The 22,292-nt window shown below is 69.6% G+C and carries 18 protein-coding genes; 9 read left to right on the forward strand and 9 right to left on the reverse strand.

Annotation, left to right across the window (positions count from 1 at the left end):
* Positions 1–36: 36 nt before the first annotated feature.
* The 8 genes from U1F38_RS10705 to dapC form a co-directional block, all read right to left on the reverse strand.
* On the reverse strand, positions 37–291 hold the full coding sequence (locus U1F38_RS10705) for a YlcI/YnfO family protein (protein ID WP_409987057.1): 255 nt from the start codon (positions 289–291) through the stop codon (positions 37–39).
* 2 nt (positions 292–293) lie between these two features.
* Positions 294–722 carry a putative toxin-antitoxin system toxin component, PIN family gene (locus tag U1F38_RS10710; RefSeq protein ID WP_409987058.1) on the reverse strand — a complete coding sequence of 143 codons (429 nt, stop codon included), beginning with the start codon at positions 720–722 and terminating at the stop codon, positions 294–296.
* 57 nt (positions 723–779) lie between these two features.
* A complete protein-coding gene (locus tag U1F38_RS10715) occupies positions 780–2,921 on the reverse strand; it encodes a DEAD/DEAH box helicase family protein (RefSeq protein WP_409987059.1) in 2,142 nt (713 codons plus the stop codon).
* A gap of 62 nt (positions 2,922–2,983) precedes the next feature.
* Positions 2,984–3,232 (reverse strand): GlsB/YeaQ/YmgE family stress response membrane protein, encoded by a 249-nt coding sequence (locus U1F38_RS10720; RefSeq protein ID WP_409987060.1) that lies wholly within the window; start codon positions 3,230–3,232, stop codon positions 2,984–2,986.
* Between the two features lie 91 nt (positions 3,233–3,323).
* On the reverse strand, positions 3,324–5,408 hold the full coding sequence (locus U1F38_RS10725) for an ABC-F family ATP-binding cassette domain-containing protein (protein ID WP_409987061.1): 2,085 nt from the start codon (positions 5,406–5,408) through the stop codon (positions 3,324–3,326).
* An 87-nt stretch (positions 5,409–5,495) separates the two neighbouring features.
* Positions 5,496–6,758 (reverse strand): PilT/PilU family type 4a pilus ATPase, encoded by a 1,263-nt coding sequence (locus U1F38_RS10730; protein ID WP_409987062.1) that lies wholly within the window; start codon positions 6,756–6,758, stop codon positions 5,496–5,498.
* Between the two features lie 46 nt (positions 6,759–6,804).
* Positions 6,805–7,638, reverse strand: a complete 834-nt coding sequence (gene dapD, locus U1F38_RS10735) for a 2,3,4,5-tetrahydropyridine-2,6-dicarboxylate N-succinyltransferase (RefSeq protein ID WP_409987063.1) — start codon at positions 7,636–7,638, stop codon at positions 6,805–6,807.
* Positions 7,639–7,654: 16 nt separating this feature from the next.
* Positions 7,655–8,860, reverse strand: coding sequence for a succinyldiaminopimelate transaminase (dapC, locus tag U1F38_RS10740; RefSeq protein WP_409987064.1), 1,206 nt, complete (start codon positions 8,858–8,860; stop codon positions 7,655–7,657).
* A gap of 107 nt (positions 8,861–8,967) precedes the next feature.
* Between dapC and U1F38_RS10745 the strand changes: the two genes are divergently transcribed.
* Positions 8,968–9,861, forward strand: a complete 894-nt coding sequence (locus U1F38_RS10745; RefSeq protein WP_409987240.1) for a LysR family transcriptional regulator — start codon at positions 8,968–8,970, stop codon at positions 9,859–9,861.
* A 12-nt stretch (positions 9,862–9,873) separates the two neighbouring features.
* Here U1F38_RS10745 and U1F38_RS10750 read toward each other — a convergent pair whose 3' ends face one another.
* Positions 9,874–11,091, reverse strand: coding sequence for a D-amino acid dehydrogenase (locus tag U1F38_RS10750; RefSeq protein WP_409987065.1), 1,218 nt, complete (start codon positions 11,089–11,091; stop codon positions 9,874–9,876).
* Positions 11,092–11,346: 255 nt separating this feature from the next.
* Here U1F38_RS10750 and U1F38_RS10755 point away from each other — a divergent pair, with 255 nt between their 5' ends.
* The 8 genes from U1F38_RS10755 to def all read left to right on the forward strand — a co-directional run bounded on the left by U1F38_RS10755 (position 11,347) and on the right by def (position 22,288).
* On the forward strand, positions 11,347–11,856 hold the full coding sequence (locus tag U1F38_RS10755) for a hypothetical protein (protein ID WP_409987066.1): 510 nt from the start codon (positions 11,347–11,349) through the stop codon (positions 11,854–11,856).
* Positions 11,857–12,262: 406 nt separating this feature from the next.
* A complete protein-coding gene (locus tag U1F38_RS10760) occupies positions 12,263–12,766 on the forward strand; it encodes a signal peptide protein (RefSeq protein WP_409987067.1) in 504 nt (167 codons plus the stop codon).
* 221 nt (positions 12,767–12,987) lie between these two features.
* Positions 12,988–16,503 carry a chromosome segregation protein SMC gene (smc, locus tag U1F38_RS10765; protein WP_409987068.1) on the forward strand — a complete coding sequence of 1,172 codons (3,516 nt, stop codon included), beginning with the start codon at positions 12,988–12,990 and terminating at the stop codon, positions 16,501–16,503.
* 172 nt (positions 16,504–16,675) lie between these two features.
* Positions 16,676–17,755: a cell division protein ZipA C-terminal FtsZ-binding domain-containing protein gene (locus tag U1F38_RS10770; protein WP_409987069.1), complete on the forward strand. Its 1,080-nt coding sequence runs from the start codon at positions 16,676–16,678 to the stop codon at positions 17,753–17,755.
* 229 nt (positions 17,756–17,984) lie between these two features.
* On the forward strand, positions 17,985–20,147 hold the full coding sequence (ligA, locus tag U1F38_RS10775; protein WP_409987070.1) for an NAD-dependent DNA ligase LigA: 2,163 nt from the start codon (positions 17,985–17,987) through the stop codon (positions 20,145–20,147).
* Positions 20,144–21,127 carry an ROK family protein gene (locus U1F38_RS10780; RefSeq protein ID WP_409987071.1) on the forward strand — a complete coding sequence of 328 codons (984 nt, stop codon included), beginning with the start codon at positions 20,144–20,146 and terminating at the stop codon, positions 21,125–21,127. The genes ligA and U1F38_RS10780 overlap by 4 nt, the downstream gene beginning before the upstream one ends.
* A gap of 123 nt (positions 21,128–21,250) precedes the next feature.
* On the forward strand, positions 21,251–21,706 hold the full coding sequence (locus tag U1F38_RS10785) for a hypothetical protein (protein WP_409987072.1): 456 nt from the start codon (positions 21,251–21,253) through the stop codon (positions 21,704–21,706).
* Between the two features lie 45 nt (positions 21,707–21,751).
* Positions 21,752–22,288: a peptide deformylase gene (def, locus tag U1F38_RS10790; protein WP_409987073.1), complete on the forward strand. Its 537-nt coding sequence runs from the start codon at positions 21,752–21,754 to the stop codon at positions 22,286–22,288.
* Positions 22,289–22,292 lie beyond the last annotated feature (4 nt).

Raw genomic sequence — 22,292 nt, forward strand, 5'->3', positions numbered from 1 at the left:
TCCAGAAAGCGCAGGCAGCTATGATTTTTGATTGGCTCAGCGACTTGGCAGTCGGTCGTCGTCCGCGGGCGGTTGTCCGCCCGCGCGGCGCAGGAAGGCGAGCGCGGCATCGAGGTCGCCCGTGCGGGCGCGCTCCTGAAAGTAATCCGCCGTCTTCATCGCGGCCAGTTTTTCGGCCACGGCGCTGACGATGAACTGGTTGAGGGTGGTGCCGTCCTCGCGCGCGACCTGCTCGGCGCCGGCCTTCAGCGACGCGGGCAGGCGCAGGGCGTAATTGCTTTGGGTTCCCATGGTCAGACTCCTTGAAAGAATTGCGCCGGCCCGATGACCGGGATGCCGAAGCGCGTTGCCTGGGGCAGGAAGTCGCGCTGGTTGAACGTCACCAGGGTGACCGGCTGGCCCCGGCCCAAGCCATTCACGGCCAGCTCGAGCACCATGTCGTCATTGGGGTCGCGCAGTTGGGGCCGCCACAGAAACTGTATCGACACCGGCACCAGCACGCTAGCCAGGGCATGCAGGAGGTTGCGCACGTCCCCCGGCCGCGCGTGGGCGGCGGCCAGTTGCCCGGGCCGCATCAGGACGTCCTCGTACTCGATGAACAGGGGCACGCTGCACAGCATGGGCACCTGACGCGTCAGCACGCGGCGCAGCAATTCGGCCGAAGCCCCGGCCGGGCTGCGCACGGCGGCCACGAGGACGTTGGTGTCCAGGACATAGTTCATATTGCTGGCAATATATCACCCGCTGTCCCTCCAGCCAAGAAACCGGGTGCCCGGCGATCATTGCCAGGCGGCGGGTTGGCTGGGCGCTCCTTCGGCGGCGCCATCGTCGCCCGGAAAAACAGCCGCGTTCAGGCTGGCCAGCAGGTCATCGAGCGGCTCGTCGCCACCGAACACGCGCAGGGCTTCGGGCAGGCCGCCCATCAGGGTGAAGGGCGGGAAGGCAAAGTGGCCGGCGGTGAATTCGTCCCAGGCGTCGGCGTTGGCGCGCAACTGGCTGCCGATGGTGAGCAGCCAGCGCTGCTGCTCGGGCGCGAGCTGGTCTTCACGCTGCAGCAGCCAGGCCTCGAAGCGTGCGCCGATCTCGGCGCGGCGCTGGTCTGCCGCCTCGGGCCAGACCAGGTTGCCGTCCTCGTCCACCGTGATCCAGGCGCGCGTGGCGGGGTCGATGTGGTCGTCGATGTCGAGCGACAGCAGGCGGCGCGGCTCGTGCTGCTTTTTGCGCGGGCGCTCCATGACCACGCCGCCTTCGGCCATGCCGTCGTCGTCGCCGTGCCAGTCGGTCACGCCCACGAAGTCGAACATCGTGAAGACGGGCTTGCCCCGGGCCTTGCGGGTGCCGCGTCCGCGCATCTGCTGGTACAGGATGGCCGAACGCGTGAAGCGGGCGAAGAGGAGGTTGACGACCTCGGGGCAGTCGAAGCCGGTGTCGAGCATGTTGACCGAGACCAAGATTTGCGGGAACGGCTCTTTCTTGAAGCGCTTGATCTTGGCCATGGCGTCGGTGCTGTCGTCCGGCCCGGCGCCGGAGACCACGTAGTCGGCGTAGCGCACGTCGGGCGAGGGCTTGCGGTCGGCGAATTCGGCGTCGAACCCTTGCGCCAGCGTTTCGGCGTGGCGCTTGGTGACGGCGAAGACGATGGTCTTGCCGATCAGCGGTTTGCGCAGCATGCCGCGCGCGTCGGTGTAGCCGTCCTGCAGCACCTGGCGGAACTCGCGCACGATGGCGCGGTTGCGCTCGGGGATGGTGAAGCGGCGCTCCAGCGCGGCGGGGTCGACGGTGAGGCGGTTGCGCTCGCCGAAGGCCTGCTCCAGCTCGGCGCGGGTGGCGGCGTTCATGGCGGACCAGTCCAATTCATCGCGCCGCACCTCGAAACCGCCCGCGGCGGCCGTCTTGACGGTTTTGGCCTTGTAGATCTGGTAGGGCACGAGCGTGCCGTCGCGGATGGCGTCCTTGAGCCGGTAGCTGAAGGTGGGCCGCTCCACCTCGAAGAAGCGCAGCGTGTCGCGCACGAAGAGCTGGTCTTGCTCGTCGCCCAGGTCTTCCACGCTGGCGACGCAGGGCGTGGCCGTGAGGCCGATCTGAATGCCGTCGAAGTGCTTGAGCACGCCGCTCCACTTGCCGTAGATGGAGCGGTGGCATTCGTCTGAAATCACCAGGTCGAAGTAGCCCGCCGAGTAGTCGCGGTAGATGTTGACCATGCTTTGCAGCGTGGTGATGGTGATGCGCTTCTCGTCCTGGAAACGCCGCCCGGCGCGCAGCACGTAGGCGGGAAGGCCCGGCAGGTGCTCGGCGAAGGCGTCCTCGGTCTGCCGGGCCAGCGGGATGCGGTCGACCAGGAACAGCACGCGGGTGACGGCACCCGCCTCGAACAGGCGCTGGATGAGTGCGGCGGCGGTGCGCGTCTTGCCGGTGCCGGTGGCCATTTCCACCAGCAGCTTGCGCCGGCCCACGTTGATCTCGCGGCAGAGGGTGTCGATGCAATTGATCTGGTAGTCGCGGCTGGCGACGTGCCGGGCTATGGGCACGGCGAGCGGGTCGCGCTGCACCTGCTGGGTGGCGGCGCGGCGCTCCAGGTCGGCCTGCGAGAAGAAGGTCTTGACGGGCCGCGGGAAGGCGTCGCGCTGCCAGTCCCAGAAGCGGATTTCCTCGCCGTTGGCGAGGAAGACATAGGGTACGTTCAGTTGCCGGGCGTAGCCTCGGGCCTGCGCCTGGGCCTGGGTCGGGTTGATGGCGGCGCGCTTGGCTTCGACCACCGCGAGCGCGCGGCCGTGGCGGTCACACAGCACGTAGTCGGCGCGGGTACCGTCGGGCAGGAGTACCTCGAAGCGGACGGACCGGCTGTCCAGCACGTCCCAGCCCTGGTCCTTGAGCTGGGCGTCGATCTGGACGCGGGAGAAGGCCTCGTTGGTGGGGGGCATCGGCTCATTATCGGCGGGGATGTTTTGCCGATGCTCCTGCCGCGGCCCCGTGGACGGCCGCGTCAGCTCTTCTTGGTCACCAGGCCGTAGATGAACAGCACGATGATGGCCCCCACCACCGAGGCGATCCAGCCGGCCGGGGTGCCCTGGGCGTACAGGCCGATCGCCGCGCCGCCGTAGCTGGCCACCAGCGAGCCGACGATGCCCAGGATGGTGGTCATGATGATGCCCATGCTCTGGTTGCCGGGCATGATGGCGCGGGCGATCAGGCCGACGATGAAGCCGACGACGATGGTGATGATGATGCTCACGGCGCTTCCTTTCCACCCTTGGGCGGTTGTTGTCGATGGCTTGCCACTGTAGTCGTCTATTGCCCCCGTTGGGACAGCGCCGGCGTCGGAATCAGCCGCCGGCGTGGACTTGTTCCGGCGCCGGCGCGGCCGCGAGGGCCTCGATGGCGCTGGCGTGCGTGAGCCAGGCTTCTTCCAGCTGCGCCAGTTCGTCCTGCAGGGCCTTCAGTCGCCGGCCGGCATCGGCCAGGTCGGCAGGGGCCAGCCCGGCGGTGCTCAGGCGGGTTTCGAGCTGGGTGCGCTCGTGCTCGATGGCCTGCATGCGCTGCTCGGCCTGCTGCAGCGCTCGCTGGTGGGGGCGTGCGCGCTCGGCCTGCTGCTGGCGGCGCTGGGCTTCCTGGCGGCGCTGCTCGGCCGGATTCAGTGCGGTGCTTGGCCGCTGCGTGTCGGCTGGATCGCCCGTGCGGGGCGTGGGCGCCGCCGCCTGGGCGGCCTGTTCGTCCTTGCGCCGGCGGCTTTCGTCCAGCAGATAGCGCTGGTAGTCTTCCAGGTCGCCGTCGAACGGCGCCACGGCCCCGCGCGCCACCAGCCAGAACTCGTCGCACACGCTGCGCAGCAGGGCGCGGTCGTGGCTGACCAGCATCAGCGTGCCTTCGAACTCGTTGAGCGCCACGGCCAGCGCCTCGCGGGTGTTCAGGTCGAGGTGGTTGGTCGGCTCGTCCAGCAGCAGCAGGTTGGGGCGCTGCCACACGATCATGGCCAGCACCAGGCGCGCCTTTTCGCCGCCGCTGAACTGGCCCACGGGTTGCGCCACCATCTCGCCCGGAAAGTTGAAGCCGCCCAGAAAGTTGCGCAGCTGCTGCTCGCGCGCGGATTCGCTGGCGGCCTGGCCGGTCTCGCGCGCCAGACGCACCATGTGCTCCAGCGGCGTGTCCTGCGGACGCAGGACGTCCAGCTCCTGCTGGGCGAAGTAGCCGATCGACAGGCCCTTGCCCTCGGTGAGCGTGCCGCCCTGCAATGCCAGGGTGCGCGCCACCGTCTTGACGAAGGTGGATTTGCCCTGGCCATTGGCGCCCAGGATGCCGATGCGCTGGCCCGCCAGCACGGTGCGGTTGACGCCGCGCAGGATCACGCGGGGTGCCGCCGCTTCCGGGTCAAATTGGCCTGCAGCGACCGTTGATCCTGCGCCGGGCGCTTCGCTTTCAGGAGTATTCGACGCATCCTGCGCCGCGTAGCCAAACACTCCGTCGCTGATCACCAGCATGGGGTTGGGCAGGTTGGCCGGCTCCAGAAACTCGAACTGGAACTCGGCCTCGGCCAGCACCGGCGCGATGCGCTCCATGCGCTCCAGCGCCTTGACGCGGCTTTGCGCCTGCCGCGCCTTGGTGGCCTTGGCCTTGAAGCGGTCGATGAACTTCTGCAGGTGGGCAATCTTGTCCTGCTGCTTGGCAAAGGCGGCCTGCTGCAGCGTCAGCTGCTGCGCGCGCAGCTCTTCGAAGGCGCTGTAGTTGCCGCCGTAGCGCGTGAGGCGCCCGCCCTCGATGTGCAGCGTGACGCGCGTGACGGCGTCGAGAAATTCGCGGTCGTGGCTGATTACGATCAGCGTGCCGGCATAGCGCGCCAGCCAGCCTTCCAGCCACACCAGCGCATCCAGGTCCAGGTGGTTGGTCGGCTCGTCCAGCAGCAGCAGATCGCTGGGCGCCATCAGCGCGCGCGCCAGTTGCAGGCGCATGCGCCAGCCGCCCGAGAAGCTGTTGACGGGGCGCTGCAATTGATCGGGCGTGAAGCCCAGGCCCAGGATCAGCGCCTCGGCGCGCGCGCGGGCGTCGTGCGCACCGGCGTCCTGCAGGTCGCTGTGGCTTTGGGCGATGGCCATGCCGTCACCCGATTGCTCTGCTTTTGATAGCTGCTCGCGCAGATGGGTCAGGCGCTCGTCGCCTGAAATGACAAAATCGGTGGCGGGCGCATCGGTTTCGGGCATGTGCTGCGCGACCTGGGCCAGCCGCCATCCGGCGGGCAGCGTGAGGCTGCCGCGGTCTTCGTGCAGCGCGCCGCTCAGCAGCGCCAGCAGGGTCGACTTGCCCGTGCCGTTGCGCCCCACCAGCGCTACCTTTTCTCCGGCGTGGATGCTGACGCTGGCGCCTTCCAGCAGCACCTTGGCGCCCCGGCGCAGCGTGATGTCTTTCAGTTCGATCATGGTTGACTGGGGCGCGCCCTTCAAGGCAGGGCGCGCATGGCCGCCCGCTGGCGCGGGGGTTGGCCGGATCGCTCGGGCAGGGCGGTGTCAGGCGCTGCCGAGGCGGGAATCCACGGCGCTGCCCAACCTGGAGTCGCGAAAGCCCGAGGCCTCGAAACTGGAGGGCCCGAAGCCCGACTGGCCGAAGCCGCTGGGGCGCACGTCCAGGGTGATGTCGGTAAAGGAGGGCTCGTTGCTGGTGCCTTCGTCCAGTTGCGCCTGGTTGGCCGAATGGCGCTCGGCCGCGTTTTGCAGGCGCCACATCAGGTTGGTGGGCGAATCGGCAAAGGCCAGCGCCTCCTTGCGGTCGATGCGGCCCTCGCGCACCAGGCGCGCCAGGTCCTGCTCGAACGTCTGCGAGCCCTCGGCGATGGCGTTGTCCATGGCTTCCTTGACGCCGCCGAAGTCGCTCTTCTCGATCAGGTCGGCCACCAGCTTGGTGTTGAGCAGCACCTCCACGGCCGGCACGCGGCCGCCATCCAGCGCCGGGATCAGACGCTGCGAGACGATGGATTTGAGCGCCGCGGCCAGGTCGCCCAGCAGGGTGGGGCGCACCTCGACCGGGTAGAAGCTGAGCACCCGGTTGAGCGCCTGGTAGCTGTTGTTGGCGTGCAGCGTGGCCAGGCACAGGTGGCCCGACTGGGCGTAGGAGATGGCCGCGGTCATGGTCTCGCGGTCGCGGATTTCGCCGATCATGATCACGTCGGGCGCCTGGCGCAGGGCGTTTTTCAGTGCCACCTGCAGCGTGGCGGCGTCGGAGCCGACCTCGCGCTGGTTGATCAGGGACTTCTTGTTCTCGAACATGTATTCGATCGGGTTCTCGACGGTCAGGATGTGACCCGAGACGCGTTCGTTGCGGTGATCGAGCATGGCCGCCAGCGTGGTGGACTTGCCCGCGCCGGTGGCGCCCACCATCAGGATCAGGCCGCGCTTTTCCATCACCAGGCGTTCCAGCACGGGCGGCAGGTTGAGCGATTCCAGCTTGGGGATGTCGGGGCTGATGAAGCGGATCACGGCCGCGTACTGGCCGCGCTGGCGCATGGCCGAGATGCGGTAGTTGCCCACGCCGGGCAGCGGCACGGCCATGTTCAGCTCGCCCGTCTCCTTGAGCTCCTCGATGCGGTTGGGCGGCAGGATGTCCATCAGCAGGTTCATCGTTGCCTCGGGCGGCAGCGGCTGGTTGTTGATGGGCACGCAGGTGCCGTTGATGCGGATGGTGGCCGGGGCATGGGCCGTCAGGTACACGTCCGAGGCCTTTTTCTCGGCCATCAGGTGCAAGATGCGTTCCATCATGGTGCTGGGGGCAGGCATCGCGGGTGTTCCTTCTGGGTTGTGGCGCCGACGGGGGTGGGAATGTTCAGGAGCGCAGCAGCTCGTTGATGCTGGTCTTGGAGCGCGTGCGCGCATCCACGGTCTTGACGATGACGGCGCAGTACAGGCCATAGGCCTGGCCGCCGGCGGTGGTCTTGGGCAGCGTGCCGCTGACCACCACGCTGCCGCTGGGCACGCGCCCGTAGCTGATCTCACCGCTTTCGCGGTGGAAGATGGGCGTGCTCTGGCCGATGTACACGCCCATGCCGAGCACCGAGTTTTCCTCGACGACGACGCCTTCGACCACTTCGGAGCGCGCGCCGATGAAGCAGTTGTCCTCGATGATGGTGGGGCCGGCCTGGATCGGCTCGAGCACGCCACCCAAGCCCACGCCGCCCGACAGGTGAACGTTGCGGCCCACTTGGGCGCACGAGCCCACGGTGGCCCAGGTGTCGACCATGGTGCCGGCATCGACATAGGCGCCGATGTTGACGTAGCTGGGCATCAGCACCACGCCCGGCGCGATGAAGCTGCCGCGCCGCGCCATGGCCGGGGGCACCACGCGCACGCCGCTGCTGCGCAGGCGCTCGTCATCCTGGGCATTGAACTTGGGCGCCACCTTGTCGAAAAAGCCCAGATCGCCGGCGCGGATGCAGGCGTTGTCGCGCAGCCGGAACGACAGCAGCACGGCCTTCTTGATCCATTGGTGCACCGTCCAGCGGCCGACGCCCTCACGCGTGGCCACGCGCAGGCGGCCGGTGTCCAGCGCGTCGATCACATGCTCGACCGCCTCGGTCAGCTCGCGCGGCGCGGATTCGGGGTTGATGTCGGCGCGCTGTTCCCAGGCGCTGTCAATGAGGTGTTGCAAGGGATCGGTCACGGAAATGCTTCTTTCTTCAGGTTCGGGCGCGGATGAATGCGGCGATGCGCTCGGCGGCTTCCAGGCATTCGGCGGTTTCGGCCACCAGGGCCATGCGCACGCGGCCCTGACCCGGATTGTCGGTGCCATCGGCGCGTGCGAGAAAGCTGCCGGGCAAAACCGTGACATTGTATTGAGCCAGCAGCTCGCGGGCGAAGTCGGTGTCGCTGCCGGCCCACGCGTCGGGCACCCGCGCCCACAGGTAGAACGCGGCATCGGGCAGGCGCACGTCCATCACCTGGGCCAGCAGCGGCGTGACCGCGGCAAATTTTTCGCGGTACAGGCGCCGGTTGTCCTGCACGTGCGTCTCGTCGCTCCAGGCGGCCATGCTGGCGGCCGCCACCGGCGGGCTCATGGCGCTGCCGTGGTAGGTGCGGTAGAGCAAAAACGCCTTGATCAGCTCGGCGTCGCCCGCCACGAAACCCGAGCGCATGCCCGGCACGTTGCTGCGCTTGGACAGGCTGGTGAGCATGACCAGGCGCTTGAAGTCGCCGCGGCCCAGGCGCGCGGCCGCCTCCAGTCCGCCCAGGGGCGCTTCGTCACGGAAGTAGATTTCGCTGTAGCACTCGTCCGATGCGATCACGAAACCGTGGCGGTCCGACAGCTCGAACAGCAGCCGCCATTCATCCAGCGGCATCACCGCGCCGGTGGGGTTGCCGGGCGAGCACACGTACACCAGCTGCGTGCGTGCCCAGACGGCCTCGGGCACCTCGCTCCAGCGCGGCGCGAAGTTGCGCGCCGGATCGACCGGCACGAAGTGCGGCGTGGCGCCGGCCAGCACGGTGGCCCCTTCGTAGATTTGATAGAACGGGTTGGGGCACACCACCGTGGCGCCGGGGCGGGTGCGGTCCACCACGGTTTGCGCCAGCGCAAACAGCGCCTCGCGCGATCCCAGCACCGGCAGCACCTGCGTGCCGGGGTCCACGGCCACGCCGTAGCGCCGTTGCAGCCAATCCGCGCAGGCCGTGCGCAAGGCCGGCGAGCCGGCGGTGGGCGGGTAGCTGGCCAGGCCGGTGGCCAGATCGCCCGCCAGGGCATCCTGGATGAAGCGTGGCGTGGCGTGCCTGGGCTCGCCGATGCCCAGGCTGATGGGGCGCAGGGCCGGATTGGGCGTGACACCCTCGAAGAGCTGGCGCAGGCGTTCGAAGGGGTAGGGTTGCAGCCGGGAGAGCAGCGGGTTCATGGGCCCGATTATGGAGTTTGGCGTGGCTGCGGGCTGCCATGGCGGGCCGAACAATGCCCAAGACCGTGCAAACTCGCGGCCTGTCCATGCTCCGCCGGGGTTTGCCCATGCGCCTGCGCCACATCGAGGTCTTCAACGCCGTCATGCTCACCGGCAGCGTCAGCGCCGCCGCGCGCCTGATCAACGTGACGCAGCCGGCGGTCAGCCGCACGCTGCAGCATGCCGAGCTGCAACTGGGCTTTCCGCTGTTTCGGCGCGACAGGGGGCGGCTGACGCCGACCGCCGAGGCCCTGGCACTGCATCCGCACGTGCAGCGCCTGTTCGCGCAGCTCGACGAGGTCGATCGGCTGGCCGCGAGCCTGCGCGAGCAGGGCGATCGCGGCGAGCTGCGCATCGTCACCGTGATGGCCCTGACGCAGGAGGTGCTGCCGCGCGCGCTGCAGGCGTTTCGCGCGCGCCATCCGCGCATCAAGCTGCACATCGAGGCGCAGCACTCGCCCCAGGTCATGGCGCAGTTGCTGCTGCGCGAGGCGGACATCGGCTTTGCCTTCAGCCCCGCCGTGCATCCGGGCTTGCGCGAGGAGCGCCTGGCCGACGCGCCCGTCGTCTGCGTGGCGCCGCACGGTGCGTTGCCCAGCAGCCTGGTCAAGTCCGGGCGCGTGGGCCTGGCCGACCTGGCCGGCCTTCCCATGCTGGCGCTGGATGCGGATGACCCGGTGGGCCAGTTGGTGAGCCGCGCCTGCCGCGAGTCGGACGTGACGCTGGAAAACGGGGTGACGGTGCAGACCTACCACGCCGCGCTGTCGATGGCACAGCACGGCCTGGGCGTGGCCTTGCTCGACGGCTACACCGCGCTGTCCGCCCAGCGCGAGCGCGTGGACGTGCTGGCGCTGGAGCCGGCCATCACGGTGCCGGTCAGTGCGCTGCGTCTGGCCCAGCACCCCGAATCGGGGGCGGCGCGCACGCTGCTGCGCTGCATGCGCCAGGCGCTGGCAGGCTGAGGTTGTCTCCGGTCATGCCATCGGCAATTGCGCAGCGATGCGCCCCGCCGTGCCGAAGGCCAGCGTCAACCCCAGGGCGCCGTGCCCGGTGTTGAACAGCACGTTGGCCGGCGCGCGCCCGACCCGCCCGACGATGGGCAGGCCCGTGGGCGTGGCCGGGCGCATGCCGGTCCACGGCTCGGGCGCGTCGAACACCTGGCCACACTGCGGAAACACCGCTTGCGTGGCGGCCACGAGCGTGCGGATGCGCTCGGGCGGGATGCGCGTGTCGGCGCCCACGATCTCCGCCATGCCGGCCACGCGCAAGCGCTCGCCCAGGCGCGCGAACACCACCTTGCGGGCGCTGTCGGTGACGCTCACGCGCGGCGCCGCCCCGGGCGCCGTGTCCGGCGTGACGGTGATGCTGTAGCCCTTGAGCGGATACACCGGCAGATACACGCCCAGCTGCCGCCCGATGGCGTGCGAGGCCGTGCCCAGCGCCAGCACGAAGGCGTCGGCTTCGATCTCGCCCACCTGCGTCTTGACCGCCACTGCACGGCCGGCGCGTTGCACCCAACCCTGCACCTCGTGCTGGAGCAGCAGGTGCGCGCCATCGGCGGCCAACGCCTGCGCCAGCGCCTGGCACAGCTTCAGGCAGTCGGCGGCGCATTCGCTGGGCGTGTGCACGGCGCCGGCGATGTGGCGGCGATAGCCGTCCAGGGCGGGTTCGATTGCCACGCATTCCTGCGCCGTCAGCAGTTGCTGCTGGCTGCCCAGTTGGCGTTGCAATTCCAGTTGGCGGCGCGCGCCGGCCAGGCTTTCGGCGTTGTCGTAGAGCACCAGCTTGCCGGTGGCGGAAAAATCGCAGTCGGGCCGGAGCTTGGCGCGCATCGTATCAAAGGCGGCGCGGCTTTCGGCGGCCAGGATCAGCAGTTGCGCCGTGGTGGCGCGGGCCGTGCCGGCGTTGCAGGCGGCCAGAAAGCGCAGGCCCCACTGCCACTGCAGGGGATCCAGCCGGGGGCGCAGCTTGAGCGGCGAATCGGCGGCCAGCAGCAGCTTGGGCAACTGGCCCCAGATGCCGGGGTCGGCCAGCGGCGCGACGTAGGAGTAGCTCAGTTGCGCGCCGTTGCCACCGCTGGCGCCGTGGCCGGGTTGCGCCCGGTCGATGACCGTGACGTCGTGGCCCTGCTGACGCAGTTGCCAGGCCGTGGCCAAACCGACGATGCCGGCGCCGAGCACGCAAATCCTCATGGAAAGCTCACCGAAGATGAATGACGATGGGCCGACTGTAGAGGCCGCCGCCGCGTCCGGCGAATGCCGTTTGAACCGTCGCCCATGCGCTGGGGTTATGGCCGGCCGCGGGCGCGCCGTTCCGGATCGGGCATCGACAAGGGCGCCGTCAAGCCGATCGGCCCCGGTTTGCTGGATATCCCCTAGGCCGCGCATCTTGCGCTCCGTCAGGTTTCCTTTTGTAATACGAACACTTTTTTCTGTACCGATTGGCCCATGATCTATACGAAGTCCGACGCTGGCGCTCAGGCCATCAAGGATCGGCACGCCGTGGAGATCACGCGCGGCCAGCGTTCCGCGCTGATCCTGTTTGACGGCCAGCGCTCCGTGCGGGCCGTGCTGGACGCCACCGCGGCACTGGGCGTGACGGCGGCCGACGTGGACGCGCTGGTGGCCATGGGTTTGCTCCGGCGCGTGGGCGCGATCGACGGGGAAAGCGTGACGGACGCGAGCGAAGAGACGCCGACGCCGGAGCCGATCCAGGCGGATGCCAGCCTGGCCGCCTCGCCGGAGCTGACCGACGAGGAGCGGGCCCGCCGCTATCGCCTGGCCTACCCGTTGGCCACGCAACTCACGGCTCACCTGGGCCTGCGGGGCTTCACGCTGAACCTGGCGGTCGAGTCCGCGCAGGGCTTTGATGGTTTGACAGCGCTGCTGCCCCGCTTGCGCGCTGCCGTGGGGGACGAGCGCCTGCGGCCACTGGAAGACGCGCTGCAAGGGCGTTGAACCTAAAAACGGCAGTTGACCGCTTGTCACCTTCGGGAAACCCGCTTGAACATTGAATTTCGCGGCTTCGTTGATCCTCGCCGGTTGGGTGAACGCGCTACGCACTCGCCAGCACCGCGCTCAGCGCGCCATGCGGCGTTGCTCCTCCTTGTGGGCACCAGCCCGCCGCGTCGTCGCGCCTTGCCTGACGCACCGATCACGGCACTGACGAGTGCGTCCAACTGCCGTTTTTAGGTTGAAGGGGCGTTTGGCCGGTCCCGCCTCCATGGCTGGCGGCGTTCCGTGCACGGCGCAGGTCCATGGGCATATGTCACGAATCGGACGACGGCCGTGTCATCCGGGTTTCCCGGTGGCGCGTTGCTCAGTCACGTGCGGCGTTCGTGCGTGCCAGAAACGGAGATTGATCATGAGACTTGCCCCTGCTTTGCTTTCCCTGGGTGTTCTGTTTGCCGCGTCCGCGTTTGCCCAGGCACCGGTGGCACCAGCCGCAGCCGCCGCGGCCAGCGTGCACGCGATCTGCAAGGATGGCACCACCTACGAAGGTGCCACCAAACAGGGCGCATGCAGCGGGCACGGCGGTATCGACAAGAAGGCCACCAAGAACGCGGCCAAGGCCGGCGGTGCAGCACCGGCGGCTGCTGCTGCACCGGCCGCTGCTGCAGCACCCACCGCAGCCGCTGCACCGGCGGCGCCCGCTGCGCCGACGACGGCTGCCAAGCCGGCTGCAGCCAAGACCGCCGCGCCTGCTGCGGGCGGTGGCCCCGGCCAGGTGTGGGCCAACGATTCAACCAAGGTCTATCACTGCAGCGGCGACCGCTTCTACGGCAAGACCAAGAAGGGCGAGTACCTGAGCGAGGCCGATGCCAAGGCCAAGGGCTTTCACGCCGCGCACGGCAAAGCCTGCTCCTGATGGCCTGAGCGTGGCCCGCGCCGCGCGGGCCACCACAACCGGCCGAGCGCCTGAACGCCGGCCGGTTTTGTTTTGGGGCGGAGGACAGAGGTCGAAAGTGACCGACTGCCCGCATCTGCTCGGGTAACATTCAAGATCTGCCGCGCCCCCTGCGCAGCTTGGGCCTGCGCCGCTGTTTTAAGGCGCGGGCATGCTTTCCGTCGATCTGGCTGATTTTTCGCGTGCGCCTCGATTCCATCAAGCTCTCGGGCTTCAAGTCCTTCGCCGAACCCACCAACTTTCTGCTGCCCGGCCAACTGGTCGGCGTGGTGGGGCCCAATGGCTGCGGCAAGTCCAACATCATGGACGCCGTGCGCTGGGTGCTGGGCGAGTCCAAGGCCAGCGAGCTGCGCGGCGAGTCGATGCAGGACGTGATCTTCAACGGCACCACCAGCCGCAAGGCCGCCTCGCGCGCGTCGGTGGAGCTGGTGTTCGACAACCAGGACCACCGCGCCGGCGGCCAGTGGAACCAGTTTGCCGAAATTTCCGTCAAGCGCGTGCTCACGCGCGACGGCACCAGCAGCTACTACATCAACAACCAACCCGTGCGCCGGCGCGACGTGCAGGACGTTTTTTTGGGCACGGGCCTGGGCCCGCGCGCCTACGCCATCATCGGCCAGGGCACCATCAGCCGCATCATTGAAAGCCGCCCCGAGGAGTTGCGCCTGTTCCTGGAAGAGGCCGCCGGCGTCAGCAAGTACAAGGAGCGCCGCCGCGAGACCGAAAACCGGCTGTCGGACACGCGCGAGAACCTCACGCGCGTTGAGGACATCCTGCGCGAACTGAGCACCAACCTCGACAAGCTGGAAAAGCAGGCCGAGGTGGCCCAGCAGTACCAAAACCTGCAATCGTCGGCGCAGCTCAAGCAGAACCAGCTCTGGTTTTTGAAGCGCGCCGAGGCCGAGGAGGGGCAATCTCGCCTCAAGCTCGACGCCGACAAGGCCGCCACCGATCTGGAGTCGCGCACGGCCGACCTGCGCCACGTCGAGGCCGACCTGGAAACCATCCGCCAGGCGCATTACGCCGCGGGCGACCAGGTCAACCAGGCGCAGGGCCGGCTGTACGAGGCCAGCGCCGAGGTCGGGCGGCTGGAGGCCGAGATCCGTTTTGTCGTCGAAGGCCGCCAGCGTGCGGAAAACCGCCTGACGCAGCTGGCCGAGCAAACGGCGCAATGGAGCGCGCGTGGACAGGAGGCCGAAGCCGAGATCGAGCAACTGGCGAGCCAGGACGCCGAGACCGAAGAGCAGGCCATCACCCTGGCGGCGCAGCTCGAAGAGCAGCAAACCGTGCAGCCCGAGCTGGAGGACGCCTTGCGCCAGGCGCAGGCCGGCGCCAGCCAGCAGCGCGGCGCGGTGGCCCAGGTGCAGCAGCAAATCCAGGTGCTGGCCGCCGAGCAGCGCGGCATCGAGGAGCAGGCGCGCCAACTCGGTGTCCGCCGCGAGAAGCTTGCCGCCGACCGCAACGCGCTGGCCGCGCCCGACGAGCAGCGCCTGACAAACCTTCAGGCGCAGCTGGCCACCGCGCAAGAAAGCGCCGAAGTCACCGACGCGCGCCTGCAGGAGCTGCAAGAAAGCGTGCCGCAGCTGGACGAAGCGCGCCGCGCGGCGCAGCACGCCGTCAATACCGAATCGGCCAGGCAGGCCGATTTGTCGGCGCGGCTGGAGGCGCTGAAGGCGCTGCAGGAAAAGGTCAGGACCGACGGCAAGCTGGGCCCCTGGCTGGCCAGGCACGGCCTGGACAGCCTGCAAGGCCTGTGGAGCCGCATCCATGTCGAGCCCGGCTGGGAGAACGCGCTCGAGGCGGCGCTGCGCGAGCGCCTGTCGGCGCTGGAGGTCAGCCGCCTGGAGATGGTGCGCGCCTTTGCTGCCGATGCGCCGCCGGCCAAGCTGGTGTTCTACAGCCCGCCCGCCGCCGGCCTGCCCGAGGGGCCCGGCGATTTGCCCCGCCTGGCCGACCTGCTGCGCCTGAACGATGCCGGCCTGAAGGCCTTGCTGGGCGACTGGCTGGCCGGCTGCCACACGGCGCCCACGCTGGAAGACGCGCTGGCGCAGCGCCCGCGCTTGCAGGCCGGCCAGGCCATCTACGTACCCAGCGGCCATGCGGTGACGGCGCACGGCGTGAGCTTTTACGCCCCCGATTCCGAGCAGGCCGGCCTGCTGGCGCGCCAGCAGGAGATCGAGAACCTGGAAAAGCAGCAACGCGCCCAGGCCCTGATCCACGAGCAGGCGCGCGGCGACCTGGTCAAGGCCGAGGCGACCTATGGCGACGCCTCGCAACGCTTGGTCACCACCCGGCGCGAGGCCTCTGATGCGCGCCAGCGTGCGCACGAGTTGCAGGTCGAGACCCTGCGCCTGACCCAGCTGGCCGAGCAGGCGCGGGCGCGCAGCCAGCAGATCGAGGGCGACCTGGCCGAGGTCGATGCCGGCCTGGATGAGCTGCAAGAGCGCCGCGCCACCGCCGAGGCGCGCTTTGAAGAGCTGGACATGCAGCTGGCCGACACGCAGGAGCGCCACGCCGAGCTGGACGAGCGCGTGATCGAGGCCGAGCGCAAGCTGGGCGAGGCGCGCGAGCAGCAGCGCGCGCTGGAGCGGCGCGCGCAAGAGGCGCAGTTCGCCCAGCGCAGCCTGCAGGCGCGGCGCGCCGAGCTGCGCCGCACCATCGACACCGCGGCGCAGCAAAACGCCAGTCTGCACGCCGAGCGTGAGCGCGCGCAGGACGAGCTCACGCGCCTGACGGACGCCGCCGCGCAGGCCGGCCTGCAGGACGCGCTGGCGCTCAAGCTCGAGCGCGAACAGGCCTTGGGTGCCCAGCGCAGCAGCTACGACGACCTGACCACCAAGCTGCGCGCCAGCGACGAGCGGCGCTTGCAGCTCGAGCGCGAACTGGAGCCGCTGCGCGCGCGCATCACCGACTTGCAGCTCAAGGAACAGGCCGCGCGCCTGGGCGTGGAGCAGTACGCGCAGCAACTGGCCGAAGCCCAGGCCGACCTGGCCGCGGTGGCCCAGTCGATCGAGGCGGGCAATGTGCGCCTGGCCGGCCTGCAGGGCGAGATCGACCGCATGCACCGCGAGATCCAGGCGCTGGGGGCGGTCAACCTGGCGGCGCTGGACGAGCTGACCACCGCGCGCGAGCGCAAGCAGTTTCTGGACGCCCAGTCGGCCGACCTGACGGACGCCATGACCACGCTGGAGGACGCCATCCGCACCATCGACGCCGAGACGCGCGAACTGCTGGGCGGCACCTTCAACACCGTCAACGAGCACTTCGGCCGCATGTTCCCCGAGCTGTTTGGCGGCGGCCAGGCCAGGCTGGTGATGACGGGCGAGGAAATCCTGGACTCGGGCGTGCAGGTGATGGCCCAGCCGCCGGGCAAGAAGAACCAGACCATCCACCTGCTCTCGGGCGGCGAGAAGGCGCTGACCGCCATTGCGCTGGTGTTTGCCATCTTCCAGCTCAACCCCGCGCCATTTTGTTTGCTGGACGAGGTGGACGCGCCGCTGGACGACGCCAACACCGAGCGCTACGCCAAGCTGGTGACCAAGATGAGCGGGCAGGGCACGCAGTTCCTGTTCATCAGCCACAACAAGATCGCCATGGAGATGGCCCAGCAACTGATCGGCGTGACGATGCAGGAGCAGGGCGTCTCGCGCATCGTGGCGGTGGACATGGAAAGCGCCGTGGGCATGGCGCAAGCATGAGGCACCTCCCTGCGTCGCTGCGCGCCTTCCCCCCTCAGCTGCGCGAGGGGGGACCGCGCCAACGCCCGGCGCAGGTCCGGGCATGGCGTTCGCTGGTGTGGCCTGCTCTGCGACCATTCGATGCATGTGTGGCGCCGGCCGATTGCTGTGGCGCGCAAGGAGCAACGCGAACATGAATTCTTTGCAAGTGGGCCTGGCGGTTGCCGGCGGCCTGATTCTTGGCGGCGTGATCGCCTACAACACCTGGAACGCGCGCCGCAACGAGCCGCGCCAGGCGCAGCCCGAGGCGAGCGGCGTGGCGGGCGACGGCGAACGCGTCGAGCCCGCGATTGCCAGCGCGCCCATGGCGCAGCCCGATCGCGTGGAGCCCTCGTTTGACGGCGACGCCGCCATGCCCGCGCTGGGGCCGCTGCCCGCGCCCGAAAAGCGCCCCGGCCTGGACGCGCTGATCGACGTGATTGCGCCCATCGCGCTGGACGGGCGCGTGGTGTCGGGCGACGCGCTGCTGGCGGCCTTGCCGGCCACGCGGCGCGTGGGCAGCAAGCCCTTTGCGGTCGAGGGCCAGCCCGAGGGCGGCGGCGAGTGGGAGTTTCCGGTGGCCGGCCGGCGCTACGTCGCCGTGCAGGCCGGCGTGCAACTGGCCAACCGCACCGGCGCACTCAACGAGATCGAGTTTTCCGAGTTCGTCGCCAAGGCGCAGCACTACGCCGACGCGGTGGGCGGCGCGCCCGAGTGTCCGGACATGATGCCCGAGGTCATGCGCGCGCGCGAGCTGGACCAGTTCGCCAGCCAGCACGACGCGCAGCTGGGCTTTACCCTGCGCGCCCGCAGCACCGCCTGGAGCCCCGGCTATGTGGCCCAGCAGGCGGCGCGCCAGGGCTTTGTCGCCGGTGTCGTGCCCGGGCGCATGGTCTTGCCGGCCGCGCAAATGGGCCTGCCGCCGATGCTGGGCCTCACGTATGACGCGCAGGCGGCCTTGTCCGAGCACCCCGACCAGACGGCCATCCACGAGGTGTCCCTGCAGCTCGACGTGCCGCAGGTCGACCGTGCCGAGCAGCCCTTCGCGCGCCTGCGCGATGCCGCGTTCGCGCTGGCCGAGGCGATGGACGGCGTGATCACCGACGAGGCGGGGCAATTGTTGCGCCCTGAAATGATGGATGCCATCAGCGCCGACCTCGACCAGCTGTACGACACGCTGGAGCAGCACGACCTGGCGGCGGGCTCGCCCCAGGCGCGGCGGCTGTTCAGTTGAAATGACACACCCCCAGTCTCCACTCGCTGCGCGATGTTTCGCCTTCCCCCTTCAAGGGGGCATCGCCAGTGGCCGGGGAGACCCCGGCCAGGACGATCGCTGGCCAGGCCTGCTCCGCGGCCGCTTGGCTCTTTGGGTTTCATGCTCTGCGGGTGGTGCTCGGCGCCATGGATAGCTGAGATGCGAGCCCGCAGTGACGCTGGCCAAAACTTGATCAGCGCGAGCAGCTATGAATAGTGAAGCAAACGCCAGCACCCGGGCGGCCGCGCTGCGCGCTGCGCTCAACCGCGCCGCGCACCAGTACTACACGCTGGACGCCCCCGAAATCCCGGACGCCGAATACGACCGGCTGTTTCGCGAGCTGCAAGCGCTGGAGGCGGCGCACCCCGAGCTGGCCACGCCCGATTCGCCCACCCGCCGCGTGGGCGCTCGCGTGCTGGAGGGCTTTGCCCCGGTGCGCCACCAAGTCCCCATGCTCAGCATCCGCACCGAGACGGACACCACGCCCGCCGGCGCCCAGGCCTTCGACGCGCGCGTGCGCCGCGAGCTGAAGCTGCCGGCCGACGCGCCGCCCGTGGCCTACGTGGCCGAGCCCAAGTTCGACGGCCTGGCCATGAGCCTGCGCTACGAGCACGGCGTGCTGGTGCAGGCGGCCACCCGCGGCGACGGCGAGACCGGCGAGGACGTCACGCAGAACATCCGCACCATCGGGCAGATTCCGCTGCGCCTCCAGGGCGCCGCGCCTCCCACGCCAGCCAGCGCCTGGGAGGGGCAAGGTGGCGCACTCCCTCTCCCGCCTGCGGGAGAGGGCGGGGGTGAGGGCAGCGGCGCATCCATCCCCCCCGTGCTCGAAGTGCGCGGCGAGGTCTACATGCGCCGCGACGACTTCGAGCAGCTCAACGAGCGCATGCGCCAGCGCATGGCCGCGGGCGACAAGGCCGCCAAGACCTTTGTCAACCCGCGCAACGCCGCCGCCGGCGCGGTGCGCCAGCTCGACCCGGCGATCGCCGCCGAGCGCCCGCTCAGCTTCTTCGCCTACGCGCTGGGCGAGGTCACGCCGGCGGCCGAGGGCGGTCCCGACTGGGGCTCGCACTGGCAAGTGCTGCAACGCCTGCGCGCATGGGGTTTTCCGGTCTCCGCGCTCTCCAGACAAGCGCAAGGCGCTCCCGGTTTGATAGCGTTTCACGAAGACTTGGCAACCCAGCGCGACCGCCTGCCCTTCGACATCGACGGCGTGGTCTACAAGGTGGACAGCCTGGCGCTGCAACGCGAGCTGGGCTTCGTCACGCGCGAGCCGCGCTGGGCCGTTGCGCACAAGTACCCGCCGCAGGAGCAGCTCACCACCGTGCAGGCGATCGACGTGCAGGTCGGGCGCACCGGCAAGCTCACGCCCGTGGCCAAGCTGGCGCCCGTGTTCGTCGGCGGCGTCACGGTCACCAACGCCACGCTGCACAACGAGCTGGAGGCGCGCCGCAAGGATGTGCGCGTGGGCGACACCGTCATCGTGCGCCGCGCCGGCGACGTGATTCCCGAGGTGGTGGGCGTGCTGCTCGACAAGCGCCCGGCGGGCGCGCCCGAATTCAGCATGCCCGCGCACTGCCCGGTGTGCGGCAGCGCCGCCGTGCGCGAGGAGGGCGAGGCCGATCACCGCTGCACCGGGGGCCTGTTTTGCAGCGCCCAGCGCAAGCAGGCCCTGCTGCACTTTGCCAGCCGCCGCGCCATGGACATCGAAGGCCTGGGCGAGAAGCTGGTCGATCAACTGGTGGACGCCGGCCTGGTCCAGACGCTGCCGGACCTGTACCGCCTGGACTTGCTGCGTCTGTCGGTGCTCGATCGCATGGGCGAGAAGTCGGCGCAAAACCTGCTTGATTCGCTGCAAAAATCGAAGCAGACCACGCTGGCGCGGTTTGTCTACGCGCTCGGTGTTCGGCACGTGGGTGAGGCCACGGCCAAGGACCTCGCACGTCACTTCGGCGCCCTGGACACCATCATGCAGGCCAGCGCCGAGCAGCTCGCGCAGGTGCCCGACGTCGGCCCGGTCGTGGCTGCCAGCATCCACACCTTTTTCCAGCAGGAGCACAACCGCGAGGTGATTGCGCAACTGCGCGCCGCCGGCATCCATTGGCCCGAGGGCGAGCCCGCGCCCGCCGCGACGCTGCCCCTGGCGGGCCAGACCTTCGTGCTGACCGGCACCTTGCCCACGCTCAGCCGCGACGAGGCCAAGGCCATGCTGGAAGCCGCCGGCGCCAAGGTGGCCGGCAGCGTCAGCAAGAAGACGCACTGCGTGGTGGCCGGCGAGGAGGCCGGCAGCAAGCTTGACAAGGCGCGCGAGCTGGGCGTGCGCGTGATCGATGAGGCCGGGCTGCGCGCGCTGCTGGGAGCGGGCGCGTGAGCCGCCTGCGCCTGGGCATCGACCTGGGCGGCACCAAGATCGAGATTGCCGCGCTGGATGCGGCGGGTGCCTTCGTGCTGCGCCGGCGCGTGGCCACGCCGCAGGGCGACTACGCGGCCACCCTGCGCGCCGTGGCGGCGCTGGTGCGGGCGGCGGAGGCGCAACTGGGGCTGGCGGGGCTGCCCCTGGGCATGGGCATTCCGGGCAGCCTCTCGCCCCTGACGGGCCGGGTGCGCAATGCCAATTCGACGGCGCTCAACGGCCAGCCCCTGCGCGAGGATCTGCAGGCGCTGCTGCAACGCCCCGTCCGGCTGGAAAACGACGCCAACTGCCTGGCCCTGTCCGAGGCCACCGACGGTGCGGGTGCCGGCGCCGAGGTGGTGTTTGCCGCCATTCTGGGCACGGGCGTGGGCGCCGGCATTGCCGTGCATGGGCAGGTGCTGCGCGGCTGCAATGGCATTGCGGGCGAATGGGGCCACAACCCGCTGCCGCCGCGGCCGGGCGAGGCGCGTGCGTCGCGCACCTGCTGGTGCGGGCGGCGCGATTGCGTGGAGGCCTGGCTGTCCGGCCCGGCACTGGCCGCCGACCACGCCGAGGCGGCCGGCGGGGCGCTGGATGCCACACAGGTGGTGGCCGCGATGCGCGCCGGGGACGCGGCGGCTCGCGGCAGCTTCGAGCGCTACGCCGAGCGCCTGGCGCGCGCCCTGGCCAGTGTCATCAACGTGCTCGATCCGCAGGTCATCGTGCTTGGCGGCGGCCTGAGCCAGGTGTCCGAGCTGTTGGTCGAAGTCCCTCGGCACTGGAGTTCGCACGTGTTCAGCGACACCGTGCGGACGGCGCTCCGGCCGGCGCTGCACGGCGATTCGTCGGGCGTGCGGGGGGCGGCCTGGCTGGCCGATCGAGCGTCAGTTGGCGCTTGGCGCCGCGGTGGTCGAGATACGGAGTCTGACAACTTCAAACCGGGGCCGGTCGGCGCGTGAAGGGGGCCGTGCGTTGAGGAGAAAGGCGCCGGATCGTCCGCTTCACGCCAGATTTACACGGTGCGCTTAAAGTTTCAACCCGGTCAGCGAAAGGGCGCTGGTGACTCTTCAAGAGGTTCAGACATGACCCGTCAAAATTCATCTCGCGTGGCTCTGGCGTTGGGCGCGGTGGCGCTGCTGACGCTGGGCGGGTGCGCCGTGGTTCCGATGGACGGCTACGACGTGGGCGCGCCGGTGGCGTATCCGGCCGGCCCCGTGTATGGCGCGCCGTACGTCGCGACGCCGGCGTATCCGGTCTATTCGGCGCCGTATTACGCTGCGCCCTCCGTCTCGCTGGGCGTCTACGGCGGCTGGTCCAATGACCGTCACTACTGGCACGACCGCCCGCCGCGTCCGGGTTGGGGTGGAGTGCCTCCTCCGCGGCCCGGTTGGGGAGGCAATCCGCCCCCGCGTCCGGGCTGGGGTGGCAACCCGGGCCATGGGGCGCGTCCGCCGGCGGTGCCCCCACGTCCGATGCCTCCGGGCTGGCCCCGGCCGAGCCTGGGTGGCCGCGGCCACAACGTCGACGGCGGCGGTTGATGCACCGGACCAGCGGCGCGTCGTGTTTGGGCGATGATCGGGCGCATGGCGATTCGTGACATCCTGAAGATGGGCGACGCGCGCCTGTTGCGCGTGGCGCAGGCGGTCACCGACTTCGACACCGACGAGCTGCATCGGCTGGTGCGCGACCTGGTCGACACCATGCGCGCGGCCGACGGCGCGGGCTTGGCGGCTCCGCAGATCGGCGTGGATTTGCAGGTGGTGATCTTTGGCTCCGACGCCGTCAATCCGCGCTATCCGGACGCGCCCCCGGTGCCGCGCACGGTGCTGTGCAACCCGGTGATCACGCCGCTGTCCGGCGAGACCGCGGAGGACTGGGAGGGGTGCCTGTCGGTGCCTGGCTTGCGCGCCGTGGTGCCGCGCTGGCGCCATATTCGATACACGGGCGTGGATGTGCATGGCGAGCCGATCGAGCGCGAGGCCCGCGACTTTCATGCCCGTGTGGTGCAGCACGAGTGCGACCACCTGCAAGGCGTGCTCTACCCCATGCGGGTGCGCGACTTCACGCGCTTTGGCTTTACTGAGGTGCTGTTTCCGGGGCTGGACGCGCCGGACGATTGAAAAA

The organism is Ottowia sp., from assembly GCF_046348305.1.
GTDB lineage: Bacteria > Pseudomonadota > Gammaproteobacteria > Burkholderiales > Burkholderiaceae_C > Ottowia.

What these genes read in the sequence shown, in the direction of transcription:
- U1F38_RS10760 (WP_409987067.1), top strand. Translation starts at nt 12,263, where the DNA reads ATGAGACTTGCCCCTGCTTTGCTTTCCCTGGGTGTTCTGTTTGCCGCG.
- ligA (WP_409987070.1), top strand. Translation starts at nt 17,985, where the DNA reads ATGAATAGTGAAGCAAACGCCAGCACCCGGGCGGCCGCGCTGCGCGCT.
- dapC (WP_409987064.1), bottom strand. Translation starts at nt 8,860, where the DNA reads ATGAACCCGCTGCTCTCCCGGCTGCAACCCTACCCCTTCGAACGCCTG.
- U1F38_RS10715 (WP_409987059.1), bottom strand. Translation starts at nt 2,921, where the DNA reads ATGCCCCCCACCAACGAGGCCTTCTCCCGCGTCCAGATCGACGCCCAG.
- U1F38_RS10710 (WP_409987058.1), bottom strand. Translation starts at nt 722, where the DNA reads ATGAACTATGTCCTGGACACCAACGTCCTCGTGGCCGCCGTGCGCAGC.
- U1F38_RS10705 (WP_409987057.1), bottom strand. Translation starts at nt 291, where the DNA reads ATGGGAACCCAAAGCAATTACGCCCTGCGCCTGCCCGCGTCGCTGAAG.
- U1F38_RS10785 (WP_409987072.1), top strand. Translation starts at nt 21,251, where the DNA reads ATGACCCGTCAAAATTCATCTCGCGTGGCTCTGGCGTTGGGCGCGGTG.
- U1F38_RS10750 (WP_409987065.1), bottom strand. Translation starts at nt 11,091, where the DNA reads ATGAGGATTTGCGTGCTCGGCGCCGGCATCGTCGGTTTGGCCACGGCC.
- U1F38_RS10755 (WP_409987066.1), top strand. Translation starts at nt 11,347, where the DNA reads ATGATCTATACGAAGTCCGACGCTGGCGCTCAGGCCATCAAGGATCGG.
- U1F38_RS10745 (WP_409987240.1), top strand. Translation starts at nt 8,968, where the DNA reads ATGCGCCTGCGCCACATCGAGGTCTTCAACGCCGTCATGCTCACCGGC.
- def (WP_409987073.1), top strand. Translation starts at nt 21,752, where the DNA reads ATGGCGATTCGTGACATCCTGAAGATGGGCGACGCGCGCCTGTTGCGC.
- U1F38_RS10725 (WP_409987061.1), bottom strand. Translation starts at nt 5,408, where the DNA reads ATGATCGAACTGAAAGACATCACGCTGCGCCGGGGCGCCAAGGTGCTG.
- U1F38_RS10770 (WP_409987069.1), top strand. Translation starts at nt 16,676, where the DNA reads ATGAATTCTTTGCAAGTGGGCCTGGCGGTTGCCGGCGGCCTGATTCTT.
- U1F38_RS10730 (WP_409987062.1), bottom strand. Translation starts at nt 6,758, where the DNA reads ATGCCTGCCCCCAGCACCATGATGGAACGCATCTTGCACCTGATGGCC.